This is a genomic window from uncultured Serinicoccus sp., from assembly GCF_947487915.1.
GTDB lineage: Bacteria > Actinomycetota > Actinomycetes > Actinomycetales > Dermatophilaceae > Ornithinicoccus.
On record NZ_CANKYH010000015.1, the window covers coordinates 1 to 19,999 of the forward strand.

The window sequence follows — 19,999 nt, forward strand, 5'->3', positions numbered from 1 at the left end:
CGCCGACCAGATCCCAGCCTCCACCCACATCCAGCAGGCCGCCTGAGACGCCGGCCTTGACATAGGAGCATCGGGGAACTCGACCCCCGCAACCGCTGATCATGGGGTTCATCGACACCATGAAGGCTCAGGGCCACGCGGTCGAGTCGATCTGTCGGGTGCTGCGCGAGCAGGGCTGCCAGGTCGCCGCGCGGACCTACCGCAGCTGGAGGCAGCCCGGCCGCGTGGTCGCGGCACGGACGCTCTCCGACGCTCACGTCGTCGCCGCCGTGCGGCAGGTCGCCTGGACCACCGACCGGCACGGGCGACGCAAGCTGACCCCGGAGGGCCTCTACGGGCGGCGGAAGATGACCGCCTACCTGCGCCGCACCGACCTGCCCGAGGCCAGCGCGGGGTCGGTGGACCGGGCGATGAGCACGCTGGACCTGGTCGGGGTGCGCCGCGACAAGGGCACCCGGACCACGATCCCGGCCAAGGACGGCATCCGCGCCGCTGACCTGCTCGACCGCGACTTCACCGCCTGCGCGCCGAACCGGGTCTGGGTCACCGACTTCACGTACGTGCGGACGTGGGCCGGGTTCACCTACGTCGCGTTCATCCTCGACGTCTACGCCCAGCGGATCGTGGCCTGGCACGCCGCGACGACCAAGCACACCGACCTGGTGATGATCCCGCTGCGGATGGCGCTGTGGCAGCGCGACCGCGAGGGCCACCCCACCCCCGCCGGTGAGCTGATCCATCACTCAGATTATGCCGAGGACTGGGTTAAGCCGAGGCCTGTGCGTCTGGCCTGCGTGTGAGGGGGTGGCCGGCTGGTTCCTCGGCTTAACGACCTGGGCTACCGCAGGTCGTAGAGGGCTTGGAGCTTTTCCTGGGTGAGTGGCTGTGTGGGTGGGGTGCTGATCGCGGGGGTGGCGGCGTCGACGGCCTGGCGCATCATGTCCAGGGTCGCGAACGCGTAGAACGCCGATGTCGTCGAGGCGCTCTCGTGGCCGAGCAGGCGCATGATGATCGGCAGCGGGATGCCTTGTTGGTAGAGGTCCATCGCCTTGGTCTTGCGCAGCATGTGGCAGTGGATGCTCGCCGGGACGGTGGGGCTGGTGGCTCGTGCGGTGCTCGCGGCTGTCTTCAGCACGGTGGCGACGGTGTCGACCGACAGGGCGGTCGGCTGCCCACGGTGGTTGCTGTAGAACACCGGCCTGCTGGCCGGGAGTCGGTCTTGGTCGGGGTGGAACTCGGCCAGGTAGACGCCCAGGTGCGCTGTCGTGACGTCGGCCAACGGCACGGTGCGGGTCTTGTTCCGCTTGCCGGTCAGCCTGACGTGGGCCGGCTTGTCCAAGCTCAGGTCGGCCAGGGTCAGGTCGGTGATCTCGCTGACGCGGGCGGCGGTCTCGTAGAGCAGGATCAGCAGCATCCGGTTCCGGCGCGACTTGACGGTCTTGCCGGTGAACGCGCCCAGCACGGCCCTGGTCTGATCACCGGTGAGGTACTCGACCGGCCTCCTGGGGCTGGCCGGGGCTCGCAGGGCTTGGGCGCCCTGGTGGAGCGCGACCAGGGTGATGTCCTCGGCCGCGCTGTAGGCCAGGAACGCCTTGACCGCGCTGAGCCGCAGCGCGGTCGTGTTCGGCGCGTAGCCCTTCTGCTCGCTCATCCAGGCCAGCCACGCCTTCAGGTGGGCCCGTTCGAGGTGGTCGAAGCTGACGTCCTCACGGTCCACGCCTTCGACTCGCTCAGGTAGCCGATGAGGCACTCCAGGCTGATCCGGTAGGCCTGGACCGTCCTGGGTGAGAGCCGCCGGGCCCTGGGCATGTAGGCGTGCAGGTAGTCCCTGGCGAAGACCCAGAAGTTCGGGGCGTCGGTGTCCGGGTCGCGTCTCATTCGAACCCCACCTCCGGCAGCACCGAGGCGGCCGAGGAGACCGTGTCGGCGTAGGCGGTCATGAAGTCCGGGGAGGTGTGGACGTAGTAGTAGGTGGACTCGAAGGTCGCGTGTCCCATGTAGGCGGCCAGGTAGGGCAGCAGCGCGGCCACGTCCTTGCCCTGGGCCGCCCACCGCTCGATGTTGGCGTAGGCGAAGTGGTGCCTGAAGTCGTACGGGCGGGGAGCCTTCCCGCCGGGACGCCGGACCAGGGCGGCCTGGTCCCAGATCCGGTTGAAGATCACCCCGACCGCGGCAGGGCTGACCTGGGTTCCGACCGCGGAGATGAAGAACGTGGGCCGTGCCGGGAAGCGACGACGGGAGAGGTGGTCGCAGGCCCGCAGCACCTTCACGACGTCCTCGGTGACCGGGAGCCGGCGGCTGCGCTCACCCTTGGCCGAGACGATGTCGACGCGAGCGTGGGTCAGGTCGACGTCCTGGGTGGCCAGGGCACGGGCCTCCCCGGTCCTGATCCCGCAGCAGTGCATAAGCGTGAAGAACGCGACCGCCTGCCACGCCCACGGGGAGGCGGCGCGAAGGTGGGCCGCGGCGGTGAAGAACGCGTCGATCTCGGCCGTGCTGAGCAGGTAGGGGTGGGCCGGCACGAAGGGTGCCTTCCACCGTTCGGAGAGCACGTAGGCGTCGGTGTGGCCGTGAGCCTGCAGCCAGCGGCCGAAGTCGCGGATGTAGGACATCCAGGATGGGTAGGCCCCGCAGCGGGACAGCCGGTCGGTCACCCAGCCCTCGACGGTGACCTGGTCGAACGTGTCGAGGCCGCGCTCGGCGCACCAGGCGTCGAACTTCCGCAGGTACCAGACCCGGGAGGCGCCGTGGAAGCCCATGGCCTCCTTGAACGCCAGATACTCATCCAGCTGTGCGGCGAAGACGCTGGTGAAGCCGTGACCGGTGCTCATGATCGTCCACCGACGGGCACGGGCAGCACGCACTCGAGCAGGCGGTCGGCATCCAGGCTCAGGTAGGTGCTCGTCGACTCCTGGCTGGCATGGCCCAGCACCGCCGAGATCGTAGGCAGGGGGACGCTGGCGGCTAGCAGCTTGGAGGCGGCGTTGTGCCGCAGGAACGAGGTCCCGGCCTTGACCTGGGCGAGGCCAGCCGTGCGGAACGTCTGTGCGATCACCCGGTAGATCGAGGCATGATCGGCCAGCCCGGTGTACGGGGCCACCGACCGCAGGAACACGTGATCGTCGCCCGAGGCGGGTCGTTCGTCAAGGACGTAGTCCGCCAGCCTGGCCAGCACCAGAGCTGCTAACGGCACGGTCAGGGGGTTCTTCGTCTTCTGCTGCACGATCCCCACCGTCGCGCCGCGCCAGTCGATGTCGCTCAGCCGCAGGGCGACGATGTCGCAGGCACGCAACCCTGTAGTCAGCGCCAGCAACGTCAGCGCGCCGTCCCGGGCGGACACCGCCGGGCCGGTGCACGCCTGCACGACGTGCTGGGTGTCGGCGTCGTCGAGGACGGCAAGGATCCGGTGGGAGCGCCTCACGCCGGCCAGGCCTACCGCGTCCACCAGGTCGGTGCGCCCGGTGAACTTCAGGAACGGGCGGAAGTTCGACACCACCCAGAACAAGGATGACCTCGCCCACCGCTCGGTCAGCGACTCCAGGAACGCCAGCACGCTGGCCCCGTCGGCACCGTCCAGGCCGGTGACCCCCTGGTCCTCCAGGAACACCAGGTAGGCGCGGGCGATGCGCCCGTACGCCGCGCGCGTGGCCGGGGCCAATCCCCGATCGGCCATGTCCTGCTCCCACGAGGCATCGAGTGCCACGAACTGCTCCGAGGCTGGTCGAGGCCCCCCACCACCGCGCTTCCGCGTCGCCAGGTCGAACCGTCCGGTCAGGACGTAGGTGTCGAGCAGGGCGACCAGTCGGTTGTAGTCCAACCGGCGCTGAGCGCTGAACCGCCCGGTCCGGGGACTGACCGTCAGCCTCGCGAACGCGGCCCCCAGCGCAGGGGTGTACACGCCGCCGCGCGCCGCGACGAACCCGGTCAGTGCCCTGATCGTCTTCTCGTACTGGCCGACCGTCGACTCCTGGTAGCCAGCCGTGCGCAGCCCGTCCAGGACCACCGCGCCGAGCTCCTCCACCGTCGCACCCATGACCGTCTCCTTCCGCTGGTTGCACGAACACAGCGGACGCTAGCCACGGACCCCCGGCCGTTAAGCCGAGGAACCAGCCGGCCACCCCCTCACACGCAGGCCAGACGCACAGGCCTCGGCTTAACGCACTGCTCGGCATAATCTGAGTTCAGCGGAATTCCGCTGAACTCAGACGCGGGGTCGCAATATACGAGTCTGAGGCTGACCGAGCACCTCGCGCTGGAGGAGATCCGGCCCTCCATCGGATCCGTCGGCGACGCGTACGACAACGCGCTGATGGAGACGGTCAACGGCCTCTACAAGGCCGAGTGCATCCGCACCACGGTCTTCCACGACGGGCCCTACAAGAGCATCGCCGACGTCGAGTACGCCACCGCCGGCTGGGTCGACTGGTACAACACCCGCCGGCTCCACAGCTCGCTGGGCAACGTCCCACCCACGGAGTACGAGCAAGCCCACTACGCTGCTCTCAACCGAGAGCCGCACCCCGTATAGGACCGGCAGAGAACCTGGGGCGGTTCATGAGCTCTCCGGCGCCGTAAGGTGCGGCGTGCACACCCAGGACCTTGCGGGTCTGGGCGTCGATGACGAGTTTGAGGACCCCCCGAGTGTCCTCGCTGACCAGTGCGCGCGGAATGTCCTGTGCACCCAGGATTCGGCAAGTCGCAGTCGTGGCCGAGCTCGAGGGCGCGGGCTTCGGTCAGTCCGGCGCTGGCCATCTGCGGAGTGGTGAAGGTGACCCCCGGCAGGCCGCGCGGTAGTCCACCGTGGAGGGCTCACCCAGCGCACCGGCCGCGGCAACTCGGCCAGTCTTCGCGGCGACGTAAACGTACTGCGGCGCACCGGAGACATCCCCGGCCGCGTGCACGCGGTGGTTGGTCGTGCGCAGGTTCTCATCCACGAGGATGAATCCGCGTGCGTCGGTGCCGATCCCGGCGGCCTCCAGCCCCAGACCGCTGGTGCTGGCGCGGCGGCCGGTGGCGATCAACAACCGCTGGCCATGGACTTGAACGCCGCTGTCGGTGGTGACGATGACCCCTCCGGCGTGAGGCGCTACTTCCCGCCCGCATTCCTCGAGCACCGTGATGCCCTCCTCCTGGAAGGCGGTGCGGAGCACGTCAGCGACCTCGGGTTCGGCGTAGGGGGCCACTCGGCCCACGAGGGTGACGTCGACGCCCAGGTGTGCCCAGAGCTGGGCCTGCTCCAAGCCGACGTACCCACCACCGAGCACGACCATGGAGGTGGTGGGCAGGTCCTGTTGCTCCATGGCGGTGGTCGAGGTCAGGTCGGCCGGCTACGTAGATTTGGACTTGCAGCGATGATCGGTATTGGTCGATGCTAGCGTCCATGCGGGATGAACGGCAACGAGGCAAGACCGAGGCCCAGGGAGGGCAGCTGTGCTGATGAACCGGATCGAGACGATGCTCGTCGACAGCCCACCCCGGGCGTGGCTGCAGCGTTCGTACGAACTGCCGCTGTTGGAGCGTCTGGGCGCCCGGATCGCCGGCCTGCGCGTGGTCGAGATCGGTTGTGGGCGCGGCGCCGGTGCCGAGCTGCTGCTGCAGCGGTGGGGCGCCGCGCACGTCACAGCGGTGGATCTGGACCCGGTGATGGTCCAGCGTGCCCGGCGGCGCTTGGCGCGGTTCGGGTCGCGGGTCGATGTGCGCGTCGGTGACGCACGCGCGCTGCCGGTCGCCGACGCGGCGGTGGATGCCGTCGTGGACTTCGCGGTGGTCCACCACGTCCCGGTCTGGCGCGAGGCGGTGGCCGAGGCGGTGCGGGTGCTGCGCCCGGGCGGGCAGCTTGTGTTTGAAGAGGTCACCCGCCACGCGTTGCAGCGCTGGTCCTACCGCACGTTCCTCGAGCACCCGAAGGTCGACCGGTTCAGCGCCGAGGAGTTCGTCGAGGCGCTGGGGGAGCTGGGTCTGTCGCTGCCGGTCCCTGCTGTGACGCGGTTCTTCGGTGACTTCGTCCTCGGCGTCGCCGTCAAGCCGGCGGCCGCGAGCCCAGGTCCGCTGTGAGCGGCCATACGATCCTCGGTCTGGCGCTGTTCGTCGTGTGGGCCTTGCTCGCCGGGGGTGGGTCGCATGGCCGTCCAGCGGCGGCGCACCGGTGACAGCGGATTCCGCTTCGCGGCCGCCGCGCGCGGCACCCGGCAGTGGTGGGCCAATCGCATCAGCGGTGCGGGTTCTCTCCTGGTCGGCGTCGCCGCACCGGTCGCAGACCTACTCGGGCTCGACCCGGTGGTGTCACCGCTGAGCTCGCCGGCCCTGCGCACTGCAGCGGCCGTGGTGGCCGCGTCAGGCATCTTCTGCACCTACGCTGCGCAGCTGGCCATGGGCACCGCCTGGCGCATCGGTGTCGACCCGACAGAACGCACCGAGCTGGTCACCTCCGGGCCTTTCGCGTTCGTCCGCAACCCGATCTTCACCACCGCTCTTATCACCTTCACCGGGCTCGCGTTGGCCTCCCCGAGCCTTGTTGCCTTGGCGGGCCTGGTCCTGGTCTATGCGGGCATCCAGATGCAGGTCCGCGCCGTCGAGGAGCCGCACCTGCTGGCCACGCACGGGCGGGCCTATGCCGACTATGCCGCCCGCGTGGGGCGGTTCGTCCCCGGGATTGGACGCCTGCGTCCGACTTCTTGAGTTCCAGGTAGCCACGCTTTAGGCCCTGGTGCCCCAGGGACATGACGTCGCTGGAGGCCAGCGATTGCGGGATGGCGTTTCAGGTCGGGTCCGTCTTGGCCACGGGCGTCGGTCACTTGACGGCCATGATCTTGCTGGTAGTGGTCGGAGTCGACGTTCTTGGGGTTGCTGGCGTTCATCAGCCGCATTCACGGTGTAGCGGAAGGCGTCACGTGCTCACCCCCGAGTAGCTGTGCAGGCCGGTGATGAGCAGGTTGACGACGGTGTAGTTCAGGATGATGCAGAGCATGCCGAGGAGTGCCACGTAGGTGGCGTGTCGTTTGGTCCAGCCGCTGGTGGCGCGGGAGTGCAGGTAGGCGGCGTAGACGACCCAGATGATGAAGGTCCAGATTTCCTTAGGGTCCCAGCCCCAGTAGCGGCCCCAGGCCACCTCGGCCCAGATCGCGCCGGTGATGAGGGTGAACGTCCAGAGCGGGAAGGCGAAGATGTGGATCCCGTAGGTCATCGTCTCCAGTTTGTCTGCCTGGGGCAGGCCGGCCAGCCAACCCCGGATGCGGTTTCTCTTCTCGGCTGAGTCGCGGAGCAGGAAGGCGACGCCGAGGGCGGCCCCGATGATGAACAGCGCCACGGACAGCGTGGCGAGGGTGACGTGGATGGACAGCCACATCGTGTTGTCCAGGGCGGGCATGAGTTGGGAGGCCTCGGTGTACCAGATCTTGCCAGCGCCAAGGACGGCCATGACTGGCAGCACGACGAAGGGACCGAGCCACAGCCGGTCGCGTTTCAGGCTCCACGTGGAGTAGACGATGAGGGCGAAGGATGCGGCGACGATCGCGAACTCGTACATGTTGCCCAGCGGCCAGCGTTGTACCGACAGGCCACGCAAGATCGTGCCGCCGACGACTCCGAAGGTCGCCAGCCAGGTGAGTTGGACCCCGATGATGCCCCAGCGGCGGGTGACCTCGGCGGGATGACTGACTGTTGGTGGCTCGACTGCGGCGGTGGTCGGCGTGGTCGAGTCCGTCAGTCCAGTGGCACAGTCGTCAACGACTGTGTCTGCTGGCTGCTCACCGTCGGCGCCAACACCCACGCGGACCTTCTCGCGGGCCTTGATTTTATCGTGGCGTTCCCTGGCGGTTCCGGTGACGGCCAGGTGTGCCGAGAAGGAGATGAGGGCCAGCGCGAGCACGGCCAGGCTGGCCCAGATGGCGATGTCGCTGGACAGGGCCAGCTGTGGGTCGGTCATACCGTGTCCTTGTCTCGATGGTGGGTTTTAGGAGTATTGGTCCGGCCACCCGTGGTCCCGGTGATCCGGAGCAGGACGTCGTCGACGACGGCCTGGAGTCCGGGGTCGCTGCCCTTGGACTGGCCACCGATGCTCACTAGTGTCTGCATCGGACCATTGATGGGGTGTTCAGGGTTGATCCGTACGTAGATCCGGCGTCGCTTGATACCGAGCATCAGGGCCAGGCCGACGGTGGTGGCGATCGCGAAGCCCAGGGCTGGTATCCGGCCCGGGTCGTGCCGCACCAGTAGCCCGGCCCAGCGGATTATGCCGTCGAACTCCACGGTGGTGCCGTCGGGTAGCTCGAAGTACTCGCCCGGGCGGATCAGCATCGCGACGGGGTTGCCCTCCTCGTCGGTGAGCTGGGTCATCTGGTCGGTGTCGATATTGAAGACCGACTGCGGGCGCCCGTCGGGGAACAGGTTTCCCTCGAATGCCGTCAGTGCCAGCACGGGGTCGACCAGGCCGGGGAAGGAGGACGTCATCCCCAGCTCGGGATCAATGCGCAGGGTCGGTAGGAAGCCGCCGACCAGACCGAGGCCGGGGTCTCGCGCGGTGACCTTGATGGCGCCCTCGCTGGCGTAGTTGTTGTCCTGTGGGAGGAAGGTGACCGCGTCGGAGTAGAGGACTTCTCCGTCGGGGTCGCGGATGGTCACGATGGGGGCGTAGCCGTTGCCGAGCAGGAAGATGGAGTCTCCGGCCACGGAGATCGGGTGGTTGACTGCGAACTCCTGCTGCTCGGGTTCCCGGCCGGGGACCTCGACGGTGGCCAACCCGTCGAACCTGCGGGGTTGGCCGAACTGGGCGCCTTCGGCCTGACTCTCGAAGGCTACGTCGAGTTTGTTGAGCTCCACGGTGAACGTGGGAATGTCCCCCTCACCGGCCAGCGGGCTGAAGTTGAGCGTGTCGAAGGTGCCGGCAGTGGCCGTCCACGACTGCCCCTCCTGGATGATGATCTCCCCGCGCCAGCCGAACAGGTTACCGGCGGCGAAGGCGACGATCACACCCAGCAGAGCCAGATGGAAGAGCAGGTTTCCGGTCTCCTTCAGGTACCCCTTCTCGCCAGTGACCCAGAGATCGCCGTCTTCGGCCTCGCGCAGCCGGTAGCCCTTCGCCTTCAGCGACTGCCGGGCTGCGGCCAGTACCTCGGGTGCCTCGGCGGTGAGGGTTCCGTCGGCGCGGGCGTGCAGCCTGGCCAGGCGCCGGGGTGCCGGCGGCGGCTGGGCTCGGATCGAACGCCAGTGTTGGCGCATCCGCGGGATGATGCAACCGACCAGGCTGATCACCAGCAGCAGATAGATCGAGGCGAACCACGGGGAGGAGAACACATCGAAGAGGAACAACCGGTCCAGCCAGGGCGCCAGGTCGGGGTTGTTCTCGAAGAAGGTGCGCACCTGCACCGGGTCCACGGAACGTTGCGGGAAGATTGAGCCGGGGAAGGACGCGGCCGCCAGCAGCAGAAGCAGGTAGATGGCGGTGCGCATGCTGGTCAGCTGCCGCCAGGCCCAACGTGCCCAGCCCAGTGCGCCGAGCCGGGGGCCGCCCAAGGTGGTGCGGTCCTTGGGATAGGACGGCTCGATCCGTTCCGGTGTTCGCGTGCTGGCCATGTCAGATCACCGTGGTGAAGTTGCTGGTCAGTCGGGTCTGGACCCACGCCATGGCCTCGGCCCAGATGCCGGCGATCATGAGCAGGCCGAGGAGGACGAGCAGCCCGCCGCCGACGCGCTGCACGAGCAGGTAGTGGTCGCGCAGCCAGCGCGAGGCGCGGCTGGCCCAGCCCAGCCCGGCGGCGGCGAGCACGAACGGCACCCCCAGTCCCAGGCTGTATGCGGTGCCCAGCACCAGGGCGCGGCCCACCTGGTCGTCCCCCGGGAGGATCGAGGTGCCGAGCGTCTGGATCGCGGCGAGCGCCGGTCCGGTGCAGGCGCTGAATCCCAGGCCAAAGGCGACCCCGAGCAGCGGAGCCCCGGCGATCCCGGCGGCCGGTCGCCATCGCACCGAAACTGATGCTGTCGGCTGCAGCAGCATGACCAGGCCGAGGCCGAGGACGACCGCGCCGGACAGGCGCAGCAGCAGCCCCTGGTGCTGCGCCAGGGCCATGCCCAGGGAGGAGATGACCACGCTCATCGCCATGAAGACGGCCGAGAAACCCATAACGAACAGCAGCGCCCCGACCGTCGGGCGCCACCGCCCCGGCGCGTGAGCGCCCGACATGGGCGACGCCATTCCCGAGAGGTAACCGACATAGCCGGGGACCAGCGGTAGCACGCACGGCGAGGCGAACGAGACGAGACCTGCCAGCGCGGCGATCGCGGCGGCCAGCAGCAGCGGCCCGCTGAGAACGACCTCGCTCACCGGGCGGACTCACTCTTCAGCACGTCCTCGACCAGGCCGCGCAGCGTCGACGCCTCCACGGGTCCGCTGACCCGGGCGGCGAGGCGCCCCTGTCCGTCGAGGACCATCGTGGTCGGCGTCGCGACGGCCAGCCCCTGCAGCTGGGCGCGGGTGCGCCCGCCGTCGTCCTGGAGCGAGGGGTAGGACACGTCGTACTTCTGCTGGAAGGCCAGGGCGCTGGGTACCGAGTCACGGCTGTTGACCCCGATGAACTGCACCGGCTCACCCGCCTCGGCGAACTCGGTGGCCACCTCCTCCAGGTCCGGCGCCTCCTCCACGCACGGCCCGCACCACGACCCCCACACGTTGACCACCACGACCTCGCCCAGGTGGTCCTGCGAGGACCACGCCTCGTCTTCCAGGGTCGTCCCCTCCAGGGTGATGACGGTCTCGCGCTCCTCCGGCGCCAGCACCTGGATGGTGCCGTCACCGGCGACGTATCCCTTCTGGTCGCCCTGACGCATCTGGTCGTTGATCGTCGAGCCCTCGCCACCGCAGCCGGCCAGGACCACTGCTACGGCCGCGAGCAGGGCCAGGAGGTGCCCGCGGGTCACCGGAGCAGCCCGTCGAAGTCGCCGTGTGCCCCGTTTGCGAGCATGCCTCGCGAGCGCACGACCGAGATCGTCTGTCGGCGAGGCCGTCGACCGCTGGCCGGCTCGAGGGGGTCGGGGCGTCCTGCTCGTCCACCGCCTCGCTCCACCCGGGGTCGCCCTATGGTGCCCATGCCGCTTACCTTCCATCCGCTACCACTCTGCCTGCCGAACGCGATGGTTGAGGGTCGCCACGGTGGTGACGAGCCGGCCACACGGCCGCCCGTGCGACTCTACCCTTTGCTGACAGCAGCGTCACTCGCTACCATCGCCGCATGTCGATTCTAACCCCGCCCGGTGGGTCCCAGCCTGACCCGCCAGGAGCTGGGGGCAACCAGAGGCGCTCCAACCGCCTTGCGGCGCGTGGCCCTCGAGCAGCAGGCGTGTCCGGTTCTGCCCCGGCCGATCCCCGCCAGCGGGTGTCAACGACCCCTGGTGGGCGTCGTGTGGGATGGACAGCAGCGTCCGTGACGAAACTGGCACCGCGTCGCGCCGTCCTGGTGGCCGGTGCCGCGGCGGTGGCGGTGACGGACCTGTTGGTCAAGGCGTGGGCTGAGAGCGCGCTGGAGGCGGGGCTGGCCCTGGGTCCGGTCGACCTCGTGCTGAGTCACAACCCGGGGGTGGCGTTCTCCCTCGGCGCTGACGCGCCGGCCGCACTGGTCGTCGCGCTCACCGGCCTGGTCATCGTCGCGATCGCCGTCGTGGCCTGGCGGGCCGCTCCGACGTGGGACTGTTGGCGGCTCGCCGCAGTGACGGCGATTCTTGGTGGTGGGTGCGGCAACTGGATCGATCGCTCCCTTGACGGTGTGGTGACCGACTATCTGCACAGCGGGTGGTGGCCCACGTTCAACCTGGCTGACACCGCGATCGTCACCGGGGTCGTCTTGCTGGCGCTGCTCGAGCTGCGCTCACCACGGCAGCCGGCCGGGACCGACACCAGTGGCTGACCGCGTGGCCACGTCGCCCGCCTGACCCACCACACACGACCGAAGGCATCACCCTGTGCTCACCTCAGTCCTGCAGGCCTTCGGGCTGTTCATGGCCACCAACATCGACGACATCATCGTGCTGTCACTCTTCTTCGCCCGGGGCGCCGGCTTGCGCGGCACGACCAGGAAGATCGTCGTGGGTCAGTACCTGGGCTTCGGCGGCATACTCGTCGCCTCGGTACTGGTCTCCCTGGGCGCGGTGACCTTCCTGCCCGAGTCGGCGATCGCCTACTTCGGGCTCATCCCGTTGCTGCTCGGCCTGCTGACCGCATGGAAGGTCTGGCGCGGCGACGGAGACGATGACGACCGGGTCGCGGACAAGACGATCAGCGCCCTGACGGTCGCCGGTGTCACCTTCGCCAACGGCGGTGACAACATCGGCGTCTACGTCCCCGTCTTCGTCACCGTCGGCGCCGGCGCGGTCGTGGCCTACTGCGTCGTCTTCCTCGTCCTCGTCATGGTGCTTGTCCTGCTCGCCAAGTTCGTCGCCACCCGTAGGCCCATCGCAGAGGTCCTGGAACGCTGGGAGCACGTCCTGTTCCCTCTGGTCCTGATCGGACTCGGCGTGGCGATCCTCGTCGAAGGTGGCGCCTTCGGCCTGTAGGTAGGGGCGCATCGGTCCCTGCCCTGTCCGAATGGCGATTGTCGCACCGGGCCAGAGTCTTCTCAGGGTCTGGCTCTACGATCCGCGTCGGGACTTCCCGCATCCTCGGCCAGACTGGCCGATCGTCCGTGTCGCCTGATGAAGGAGTGCCCGTGCGGCGCAACGTGATCCTGTCCCTCCTGCTGATCGCCGTCTTCGTTGCGGTGGTGGCCGTCGCCGTTGGCGTGACCCGCCCGCCGTCCGGCACCGGTGTCGCGGACTCGGCGCGAACGAGCTCGGCCGTGCCGGTCGTGAGGGAGGACAGCCACGTGCTCTCCGACGCCGGTGAGGGCGCGCCGGTGCTGGTGGAGTTCCTGGACTTCGAGTGCGAGGCGTGCCTGGCGGCCTACCCGCTGGTGGAGCAGATCCGCGAGGAGTACGCCGGGGAGCTGACGTTCGTGGTCCGGTACTTCCCGATCCCCAGCCACGCCAACGCGATGAACGCGGCGGTGGCGGTCGAGGCGGCGGCCCAGCAGGGCCGGTTCGAGGACATGTACACGCGGATGTACCAGACGCAGAGCGAATGGGGCGAGCAGCAGGACTCCAAGGCGCCGCTGTTCCGGCAGTTCGCCCAGGACCTCGGGCTGGACATGGCCGCCTACGACGCCGCCGTCGCCGACCCCGCCACCCAGCAGCGCGTGGAGCAGGACCGGCAGGACGGCATGGCACTGGGTGTCCAGGGAACCCCGACCTTCTTCCTGGACGGTGAGCTGCTGCAGCCCACCTCCGAGGGCGACTTCCGCGCCCAGATCGATGCAGCCGTCAACCGCTGAGCCCGCCGCGCTCACCGCTCCTTCCCAGGAGCCCGGCGCGCCGGTCGGGAGGGCCGTGGGGTGGGTCCTGCTCGTGTGCGGCTGGGTCGGTCTGTCGGCGGCGTTCGTGCTGCTGGTGGAGAAGATCCGGCTGGTCGCCGACCCGAGCTACGTGCCCAGCTGCAGCATCAGCCCGCTGCTGAGCTGCGGGTCGGTGATGAGCACCCCCCAGGCGGAGCTGTTCGGGTTCCCCAACCCGATCCTGGGCGTGGCCGGCTTCGCCGCCCTGGTCACCGTCGCCGTCACGATCATCAGCGGCGCCCGGCTGCCGTCCTGGTACTGGATCGGCCTGACCGCGGGTACGGCGCTGGGCACGGTGTTCGTGCACTGGCTCATCTTCCAGAGCGTCCACCGCATCGGTGCGCTGTGCCCGTACTGCATGGTGGTCTGGGTCGTCACCGTGGCCGCGTTCGTCGCGGTACTGGCCCGGTGGTCCCGCGCCGGGGCGCTTCCACGGTGGGTCGGAGACTACGCCGTCACGATCGTCACGACATGGTGCCTGGTGGTCGCGGCTCTGATCGCCGTCCGGTTCTGGGACTACTGGATCACCCTCGCCTAGGACGCTTGCCGCGGCTCAGGCGCCGGGACGGCCGGCATCCGGCTATGATCGGCGCATGACGATGACATCACAGAGCGCACCCGCGCCAGGCGACGGCACCCGAGCTGAAGGGCTCGACGTGGCGGCCGCGCTGTTCCACGGTCTGTCAGACCGGTCACGGTTGGCGATCCTGCAGCACCTGACGCTGGGGGAGCACAAGGTGCGCGACCTCACGGAGCACCTGGGGCTGGCGCAGTCCACGGTCAGTGCGCACCTGGCCTGCCTGCGAGACTGCGGCCTGGTGGTCTCGCGCCCGGAGGGCCGGGCCTCGATGTTCTCGCTGACCAGTGCTCCGGAGCTGCTGGACGTGCTGGACGCGGCGGAGCGCCTGCTCGCGACGTCGGGGTATGCGGTCGCGCTGTGCCCGAACTACGGCGCGGGGACCGCGGGGAACCCGGCCCCCGAGCAGCTGCGCCCCCACGCCGGGCAGGAGGCGGGGGCGTGAGCGGGCCGCAGACGCCGCAGCGGGAGGTGGCGGTGGACGCGTGCGGATGCGAGGCTCCCGTCGCCCCACCAGCTCGAGCAGGAGAGGTCGAGGAGCCGGCGACCCGGCTGTGGCAGGTGCGGGAGGTGCAGCTGGGTCTGGCCTCCGGTGCGCTGCTGCTGGCCGGGTTCCTCGCCGGGCTCGGGGGATGGGAGACCGTCGAGCTTGTGCTCGCCGCGGCGGCGCTGCTCGTGGGTGGCTCCACGTTCGTGCCGGGTGCGCTGCGCCGTCTGGCGCGCGGCAAGCTCGGCGTGGGTCTGCTGATGACGATCGGCGCGGTCGGGGCGACCCTGCTGGGGCAGGTCGAGGAGGCTGCTGCGCTGGCGTTCCTGTTCTCCCTGAGCGAGGGCCTGGAGGAGTACTCCCTGGCCCGCACCCGGCACGGCCTGCGGGCGCTGTTGGACCTGGTGCCCAAGGAGGCGAGCGTGCTCCGCGACGGCCGGGAGCTCGTGGTGGACCCGGCACAGCTGGTCATCGGCGACGTGATGGTGGTGCGGCCCGGGGAGCGGCTGGCGACCGACGGGACCGTGCGGACCGGTCGAAGCGCCCTGGACACCTCGGCCATCACGGGTGAATCCATGCCGGTGGAGACCGGGCCGGGCAAGGACGTCTTCGCCGGGTCGATCAACGGCACCGGCGCCCTGGAGGTGGAGGTCACCTCCACCGCGCAGGACAACTCGCTGGCCCGGATCGTGCACGTCGTGGAGGCCGAGCAGTCCCGCCGCGGCGCCACCCAGCGACTGGCCGACCGGATCGCCCGCCCGCTGGTGCCGGGCATCCTGGTCGCCGCAGGCCTGACGGCCCTTCTCGGCGCGCTCCTGGGCGACCCGTCGGTGTGGGTGCACCGGGCCCTGGTGATGGTCGTCGCCGCCTCTCCCTGCGCGCTGGCGATCTCGGTGCCGGTCACCAGCGTCGCCTCGATCGGGGCCGCCAGCCGCCGCGGGATCCTGGTCAAGGGTGGCGCCGCCATGGAGACCTTGGGCAGGGTGCGCACCGTCGCCCTGGACAAGACCGGCACCCTGACCCGCAACCGGCCGGCCGTGGTCGACGTCGCCACCAGCGCCGGGACCGACCGGGAGCAGGTGCTGGCCTGGGCGGCCGCGCTGGAGGCCCGCAGCGAGCACCCGCTCGCCGCAGCGATCCTGGCCGCCGCCGACCGGGCGCCTGCCGCGCAGGACGTCGACGCGGTGGTCGGCGCCGGGCTGGTCGGGACCGTGGACGGTGCCCGGGTCCGGCTGGGCAAGCCCGACTGGGTCGACCCGGGCACCCTGTCCGGGGACGTCATCAGTATGCAGCGGGCGGGGGCGACCGCGGTCGTGGTCGAGGTCAACGGTCAACCGGTCGGCGCGATCGCCGTCCGGGACGAGCTGCGGCCGGAGGCGGCCGAGGTCATCGCCCGCTTCCGCGACCACGGCTATACCGTGGCCATGCTCACCGGCGACAACCACGTCACGGCCGCTGCCCTGGCGGACCAGGCCGGGATCGAGCAGGTGCACGCCGACCTGCGCCCGGAGGACAAGTCGAAAGTGGTCACCGGGTTGCGCGGCCGCGGCGCGATCGCGATGGTCGGCGACGGCGTCAACGACGCACCAGCGCTGGCGACCGCGGACGTCGGCGTGGCGATGGGCGCCATGGGCACCGACGTGGCGATCGAGACCGCCGACGTGGCCCTAATGGGCGATGACCTGCGGCTGCTGCCGTTCGCGTTCGACCACGCCCGCCGCACCCGGACGATCATGCTGCAGAACGTCGTGCTGTCCCTGGTCCTGATCGCGGTCCTCATCCCGTTGGCCCTGTTCGGTGTGCTTGGCCTGGCAGCCGTGGTGCTGGTCCACGAGCTGGCCGAGGTCCTGGTCATCGCCAACGGCGTCCGCGCCGGACGCACCCGGCAGCTGCCCACCCTGACCGCCTCCCCGGCGGATCCCGCCCGTCTGGAAGGAGCGACTGCATGAGCGCCGGTCACGACCACGGCGTCGGGACCAGCCACAGGGGCCGGCTGGCGGTCGCGTTCGCGATCACCGCGACCATCCTGGTCGCCGAGGTGATCGGGGCCCTGTGGACCGGCTCACTGGCGCTGCTGGTCGACGCGGGGCACATGCTCACCGACGCCGCCGGGCTGGCCATGGCACTGGTCGCCGCGTCACTGGCGCTGCGCCCACCCACCCCGGCCCGCACCTGGGGGTTCCGCCGTGCAGAGGTCCTCGCCGCCGGCGCCCAGGCGACCGTGCTCCTCGGGGTCGGGATCTACGCCTTCGTCGAGGGCGTACGGCGGCTCTACGAACCGCACGAGGTCAGCTCCACCGGCCTGCTCCTCTTCGGCATCGTCGGCCTGGCCGGCAACATCGCCTCGATGCTGGTCCTCAGCACCGGTAGGGCCGCGAACCTGAACATGCGCGCCGCCTTCCTCGAGGTCGTCAACGACGCCCTCGGGTCCGTGGCCGTCATCATCAGCGCCATCGTCATCGCGACCACCGGGTGGGTCCGCATCGACGCGATCGCCGGCATGGTCATCGCCGCCCTCATCGTGCCCCGGGCGATCGCCATCCTGCGCGAGGCCGGCCACATCCTGCTGGAGTCGACCCCCAAGGGTCTGGACCTGGACGACGTCCGTGCCCACCTGCTCGCCGTCCCGCACGTTCAGGACGTGCACGACCTGCACGCCTCCACCATCGCCACCGGACTGCCCGTGCTGACCGCCCACGTCGTCCTCGACGACGAGTGCTTCGCCGACGGTCACGCCGCCGAGATGCTCGCCCAGCTCCAGGACTGCGTCGCCGCCCACTTCACCGTCAGCATCGAGCACTCCACCATCCAGCTCGAACCCCCGCACCACGCCGAACGCGAGCACGCCGCCCATGCATAGGCTGGCCCGTCCGGTCCGGACGGGCCATGGATACTTCCTGCTGGTGCTCGCGGCACGCATGCTGCTCGGTCTGCTGGGCGGTGCCGCCCTGTGGCTGGCGTTCCCGGGGCACGACGTGTGGTGGCTGGCGATCGTCGGGTGCGCCGCGCTCGCGCTGGCCACCGCAGGGGCGTCCTGGTGGGCCGGCGCGCTGTCCGGGTTGCTGCTGGGACTGGCCTGGTTCACGCCGATGTTCACCTGGGCCGGCACCTACGCCGGCGCTCCGGCCTGGCTTGCCATGAGCGTGGCCTCCGCCTTCTACCCGGCCGCCCTCGGCGTGCTGCTGACGCTGCTGCAGCGCACGGGCGCGGTCCGCCCCGTCGTCGGTGCCGCGGCGTGGGTACTGATGGAGTGGGCCCGCTCGGTAACACCGTTCGGCGGCTTTCCCTGGGCACGGCTGGGCTTCAGCCAGGCGGACTCACCGATGCTCGGCGCCGTCAGCCTCCTGGCAGTCCCGGGATTCGGCTTCCTCCTCGCCTTGACCGGTGGTCTGCTCGCCGTGGCCGTGCAGCGGTTCCTCGCACCTGGGCGCACGCACCTGGGCAGGGCCACCGGAGCGCTGGTTGCTGCCGCTGTCCTGGTGGTCGGGCCGGTGCTGGTTCCCCGCCCGACCGGGGGAGAGCCGGTGCGCGTGGCCGCGCTCCAGGGAGACATCCCCGAGGGGTACACCCGGACCCTGACCGCCGAGCCGGGGACGATGCTCAACCGGTATGCCGACCGCACCCACGAGCTAGCGGCCCGTGTCGACGCCGGCCAGGCTGCGGCTCCGGACCTGGTCGTGTGGCCCGAGGGCGCCACCGACCTGGACCCGCTGGACCCGCGGGTCGGCCAGGCGGCCACCGACCAGATCATGGCGGCAGTGGAAGCCGTCGGCGCCCCGCTGGTGCTCGGTGGCCTGTCCCGACAGGGCGGTGCCGGGCCACCCGCCAACATGGTGTTCAGCTACCTGCCCGGGCTAGGGCTCGACCAGACGTACAGCAAGATCTATCTGGCGCCCTTCGGTGAGGTCATGCCGCTGCGCCCGCTCCTGAGGCACCTCAGCCCGTGGGTGGACCGGATCGTCGACCTCAGCGCCGGCGACCGCCCCGGCGTGGTGCCGGTGCCGCTTGCCGACGGCCGGCCCGTGGACCTGGGACTGGCCATCTGCTTCGAGATCGTCGTGGACCGGGCAGTGCGCGACCTCGTCACCGGCGGCGCGCAGCTGCTCGTGGTCCCCACCAGCAACGCCTGGTTCGGCGACGGAGACCAGTCCGCGCAGCATCTGGCCATCTCCCGGGTCCGGGCGGTCGAGTACGGCCGCTCCGTCGCGCACGTCAGCAACGTCGGTGTCTCCGGACTCATCACCCCGGACGGAGTCGTTCACCAACGCAGCGACCCGTACACCCAGGCGACCCTGCTGGGGCAGCTGCCGGTGCGCACCGAGCAGACCCTCGCCGTCCACACCGGCCCCTGGGTCGTACCCGCCGCCGCCCTCGTCGTCGCCGTTGGGCTCTTCTGGCAACCACGGCGACGGCTGCCTCGCCGTGGATCACCCGGGGCCCACACAGGCGCCTGATCCAAGGTGGGGGCCATCACGCCGGGGGCGGCTTATCCGTGGCGTACGGCAGAGAGTCCGACCCCGACGGCCACGCTCGCCGCGAGGAAGAGCGTGAAGAAGCGATACAGGCCCACGGCTGCTCCCCCGCCACGCACCGCGGTCGCGAAGAGTACGAGGGCCGCCAGCAGCACCAGCCCCCCAACGGCGACCACCACGGGGATCCCGGGCATACCACCGACAAGAACGATGCCGCTACCGAGGTTCCACGCCATGACCTCGGACCAGACTCGCCACGACGCCAGGTCCGACCCGCCCACGAACGCCTGACCGCCAGCAAGAACGATCTGGCCGACCCCGACCACTAGCACGAGGTAGGCAGCTGCCCATGACCCCATGGGCAGCGCCAGAGGCCCTGTGACGGCAGCGAGCAACCCACCCAGCACGACCCCCACGGACCCGAGGTCCAGGAAGGGTCGATAGCTGGTCCAGACCTGCCGGTCCACCACGAACTCGGCTGGCTCAGCACGGGACATGCGATACCTCTCCGAAGACTGCAACGACCCGGTCCCCGCGACTCCGCGGCCCCGGGCGACGGATGAACCACGCCTCGGCGGGGCAACCAGAACCGGGGCACCGCAGGTACAGCGGCAACCTGCAAGCACACGGTAGGTGTCAATGGCCAGTTGTAGGCGACCGGTGCTTCACCAGTTGGCCGCTGAGCCGAGTTGGACAGGCTCGCCGGTCACCGGCGTTCCGGACACCACATCTGCAGCCCGACGAGGGCCCGGGCTATCGGCACGATGCGCAAGGGCAACCGCACTGAGGGCAGGCTGCAGGGCATTTACGTGCGCCGGTTCCGCGCGCTGGAGCCGACCGCCGATGAGACCGCGGGCCACGTGTTGTGGCAGGAGAAATAGCAGTCTGTCGGGAAGTCTTGCGCTCGTCCCGTTCCGGACCGGGACGGTGGTTTCGCGTCACCGTCACCCCGATCGCTGGCGGGACTCAGGTGGACCTCGTCCTCGGCAGCGTGGTCTGGGGCAGGTCGCAGCGGCTGCTACGACCCCCATCATCCGGCTCGGGCAACTGC

The 19,999-nt window shown here is 70.0% G+C and carries 21 protein-coding genes and 2 pseudogenes; 12 read left to right on the forward strand and 11 right to left on the reverse strand.

From position 1 onward, the window contains the following. Positions 1-74: 74 nt before the first annotated feature. A pseudogene (locus Q0795_RS16210) lies at positions 75-749 on the forward strand (DDE-type integrase/transposase/recombinase); the annotation flags it as partial. Between the two features lie 89 nt (positions 750-838). Here the strand turns inward: Q0795_RS16210 and Q0795_RS16215 are convergent. From Q0795_RS16215 to Q0795_RS16230, 4 genes are read right to left on the reverse strand one after another with little or no spacing between them, the layout of a single operon-like run. Continuing rightward, the gene (locus Q0795_RS16215; RefSeq protein ID WP_202817424.1) at positions 839-1,717 is read right to left on the reverse strand and encodes a tyrosine-type recombinase/integrase; all 879 of its coding nucleotides are present in this window, start codon (positions 1,715-1,717) and stop codon (positions 839-841) included. Continuing rightward, entirely contained in the window at positions 1,669-1,878 is a 210-nt protein-coding gene (locus Q0795_RS16220) for a hypothetical protein (protein ID WP_298753035.1), read from the reverse strand. Before Q0795_RS16220 ends, Q0795_RS16215 begins: the two co-directional genes overlap by 49 nt. Further along, the gene (locus Q0795_RS16225) at positions 1,875-2,831 is read right to left on the reverse strand and encodes a tyrosine-type recombinase/integrase (protein ID WP_298891501.1); all 957 of its coding nucleotides are present in this window, start codon (positions 2,829-2,831) and stop codon (positions 1,875-1,877) included. Before Q0795_RS16225 ends, Q0795_RS16220 begins: the two co-directional genes overlap by 4 nt. Further along, positions 2,828-4,033, reverse strand: a complete 1,206-nt coding sequence (locus tag Q0795_RS16230) for a tyrosine-type recombinase/integrase (RefSeq protein WP_298891504.1) — start codon at positions 4,031-4,033, stop codon at positions 2,828-2,830. Before Q0795_RS16230 ends, Q0795_RS16225 begins: the two co-directional genes overlap by 4 nt. A 165-nt stretch (positions 4,034-4,198) precedes the next feature. On the opposite strand from Q0795_RS16230, the pseudogene Q0795_RS16235 reads away from it, so the two are divergent. Further along, positions 4,199-4,528 (forward strand): annotated as a pseudogene (locus tag Q0795_RS16235) (integrase core domain-containing protein); the annotation flags it as partial. On the opposite strand, the gene Q0795_RS17265 reads toward Q0795_RS16235, so the two are convergent. After that, the gene (locus tag Q0795_RS17265) at positions 4,503-4,688 is read right to left on the reverse strand and encodes a hypothetical protein (RefSeq protein ID WP_366942474.1); all 186 of its coding nucleotides are present in this window, start codon (positions 4,686-4,688) and stop codon (positions 4,503-4,505) included. The pseudogene Q0795_RS16235 and the gene Q0795_RS17265 overlap by 26 nt on opposite strands. A gap of 45 nt (positions 4,689-4,733) precedes the next feature. Beyond that, entirely contained in the window at positions 4,734-5,300 is a 567-nt protein-coding gene (locus tag Q0795_RS16245) for an FAD-dependent oxidoreductase (RefSeq protein ID WP_237770022.1), read from the reverse strand. A gap of 136 nt (positions 5,301-5,436) precedes the next feature. Between Q0795_RS16245 and Q0795_RS16250 the strand changes: the two genes are divergently transcribed. Next, on the forward strand, positions 5,437-6,054 hold the full coding sequence (locus Q0795_RS16250) for a class I SAM-dependent methyltransferase (protein WP_187345494.1): 618 nt from the start codon (positions 5,437-5,439) through the stop codon (positions 6,052-6,054). A 66-nt stretch (positions 6,055-6,120) separates the two neighbouring features. After that, a complete protein-coding gene (locus Q0795_RS16255) occupies positions 6,121-6,678 on the forward strand; it encodes an isoprenylcysteine carboxylmethyltransferase family protein (protein ID WP_075957313.1) in 558 nt (185 codons plus the stop codon). Positions 6,679-6,886: 208 nt separating this feature from the next. Here Q0795_RS16255 and ccsB read toward each other — a convergent pair whose 3' ends face one another. Genes ccsB through Q0795_RS16275 form a run of 4 tightly spaced genes read right to left on the reverse strand, consistent with a single transcriptional unit; the run spans position 6,887 to position 10,911 of the window. Further along, a complete protein-coding gene (gene ccsB, locus Q0795_RS16260) occupies positions 6,887-7,924 on the reverse strand; it encodes a c-type cytochrome biogenesis protein CcsB (RefSeq protein ID WP_006593167.1) in 1,038 nt (345 codons plus the stop codon). Continuing rightward, entirely contained in the window at positions 7,921-9,570 is a 1,650-nt protein-coding gene (locus Q0795_RS16265) for a cytochrome c biogenesis protein ResB (protein WP_006593166.1), read from the reverse strand. The genes ccsB and Q0795_RS16265 overlap by 4 nt, the downstream gene beginning before the upstream one ends. Before the next feature lies 1 nt (position 9,571). Beyond that, the gene (locus tag Q0795_RS16270) at positions 9,572-10,318 is read right to left on the reverse strand and encodes a cytochrome c biogenesis protein CcdA (protein ID WP_006593165.1); all 747 of its coding nucleotides are present in this window, start codon (positions 10,316-10,318) and stop codon (positions 9,572-9,574) included. Continuing rightward, positions 10,315-10,911 carry a TlpA disulfide reductase family protein gene (locus Q0795_RS16275; protein ID WP_006593164.1) on the reverse strand — a complete coding sequence of 199 codons (597 nt, stop codon included), beginning with the start codon at positions 10,909-10,911 and terminating at the stop codon, positions 10,315-10,317. The genes Q0795_RS16270 and Q0795_RS16275 overlap by 4 nt, the downstream gene beginning before the upstream one ends. Positions 10,912-11,414: 503 nt before the next feature. Between Q0795_RS16275 and Q0795_RS16280 the strand changes: the two genes are divergently transcribed. The 8 genes from Q0795_RS16280 (at position 11,415) to lnt (ending at position 18,930) form a co-directional block, all read left to right on the forward strand. After that, positions 11,415-11,894 carry a signal peptidase II gene (locus tag Q0795_RS16280; protein ID WP_006593163.1) on the forward strand — a complete coding sequence of 160 codons (480 nt, stop codon included), beginning with the start codon at positions 11,415-11,417 and terminating at the stop codon, positions 11,892-11,894. A 91-nt stretch (positions 11,895-11,985) separates the two neighbouring features. Next, a complete protein-coding gene (locus tag Q0795_RS16285) occupies positions 11,986-12,540 on the forward strand; it encodes a cadmium resistance transporter (RefSeq protein ID WP_075818543.1) in 555 nt (184 codons plus the stop codon). A gap of 152 nt (positions 12,541-12,692) precedes the next feature. After that, entirely contained in the window at positions 12,693-13,352 is a 660-nt protein-coding gene (locus Q0795_RS16290) for a thioredoxin domain-containing protein (RefSeq protein WP_006593161.1), read from the forward strand. Then, entirely contained in the window at positions 13,333-13,950 is a 618-nt protein-coding gene (locus tag Q0795_RS16295) for a vitamin K epoxide reductase family protein (protein ID WP_006593160.1), read from the forward strand. The genes Q0795_RS16290 and Q0795_RS16295 overlap by 20 nt, the downstream gene beginning before the upstream one ends. Positions 13,951-14,011: 61 nt before the next feature. Further along, positions 14,012-14,434, forward strand: a complete 423-nt coding sequence (locus Q0795_RS16300; protein ID WP_051125173.1) for a metalloregulator ArsR/SmtB family transcription factor — start codon at positions 14,012-14,014, stop codon at positions 14,432-14,434. Then, entirely contained in the window at positions 14,431-16,425 is a 1,995-nt protein-coding gene (locus Q0795_RS16305) for a cation-translocating P-type ATPase (protein WP_298891518.1), read from the forward strand. Before Q0795_RS16300 ends, Q0795_RS16305 begins: the two co-directional genes overlap by 4 nt. Beyond that, positions 16,422-17,336, forward strand: a complete 915-nt coding sequence (locus Q0795_RS16310) for a cation diffusion facilitator family transporter (protein WP_298891520.1) — start codon at positions 16,422-16,424, stop codon at positions 17,334-17,336. The genes Q0795_RS16305 and Q0795_RS16310 overlap by 4 nt, the downstream gene beginning before the upstream one ends. Next, the gene (gene lnt / locus Q0795_RS16315) at positions 17,329-18,930 is read left to right on the forward strand and encodes an apolipoprotein N-acyltransferase (protein WP_075818533.1); all 1,602 of its coding nucleotides are present in this window, start codon (positions 17,329-17,331) and stop codon (positions 18,928-18,930) included. The genes Q0795_RS16310 and lnt overlap by 8 nt, the downstream gene beginning before the upstream one ends. Before the next feature lie 32 nt (positions 18,931-18,962). On the opposite strand, the gene Q0795_RS16320 is transcribed toward lnt, so the two are convergent. Beyond that, positions 18,963-19,445, reverse strand: a complete 483-nt coding sequence (locus tag Q0795_RS16320) for a hypothetical protein (RefSeq protein ID WP_075818531.1) — start codon at positions 19,443-19,445, stop codon at positions 18,963-18,965. Positions 19,446-19,999 lie beyond the last annotated feature (554 nt).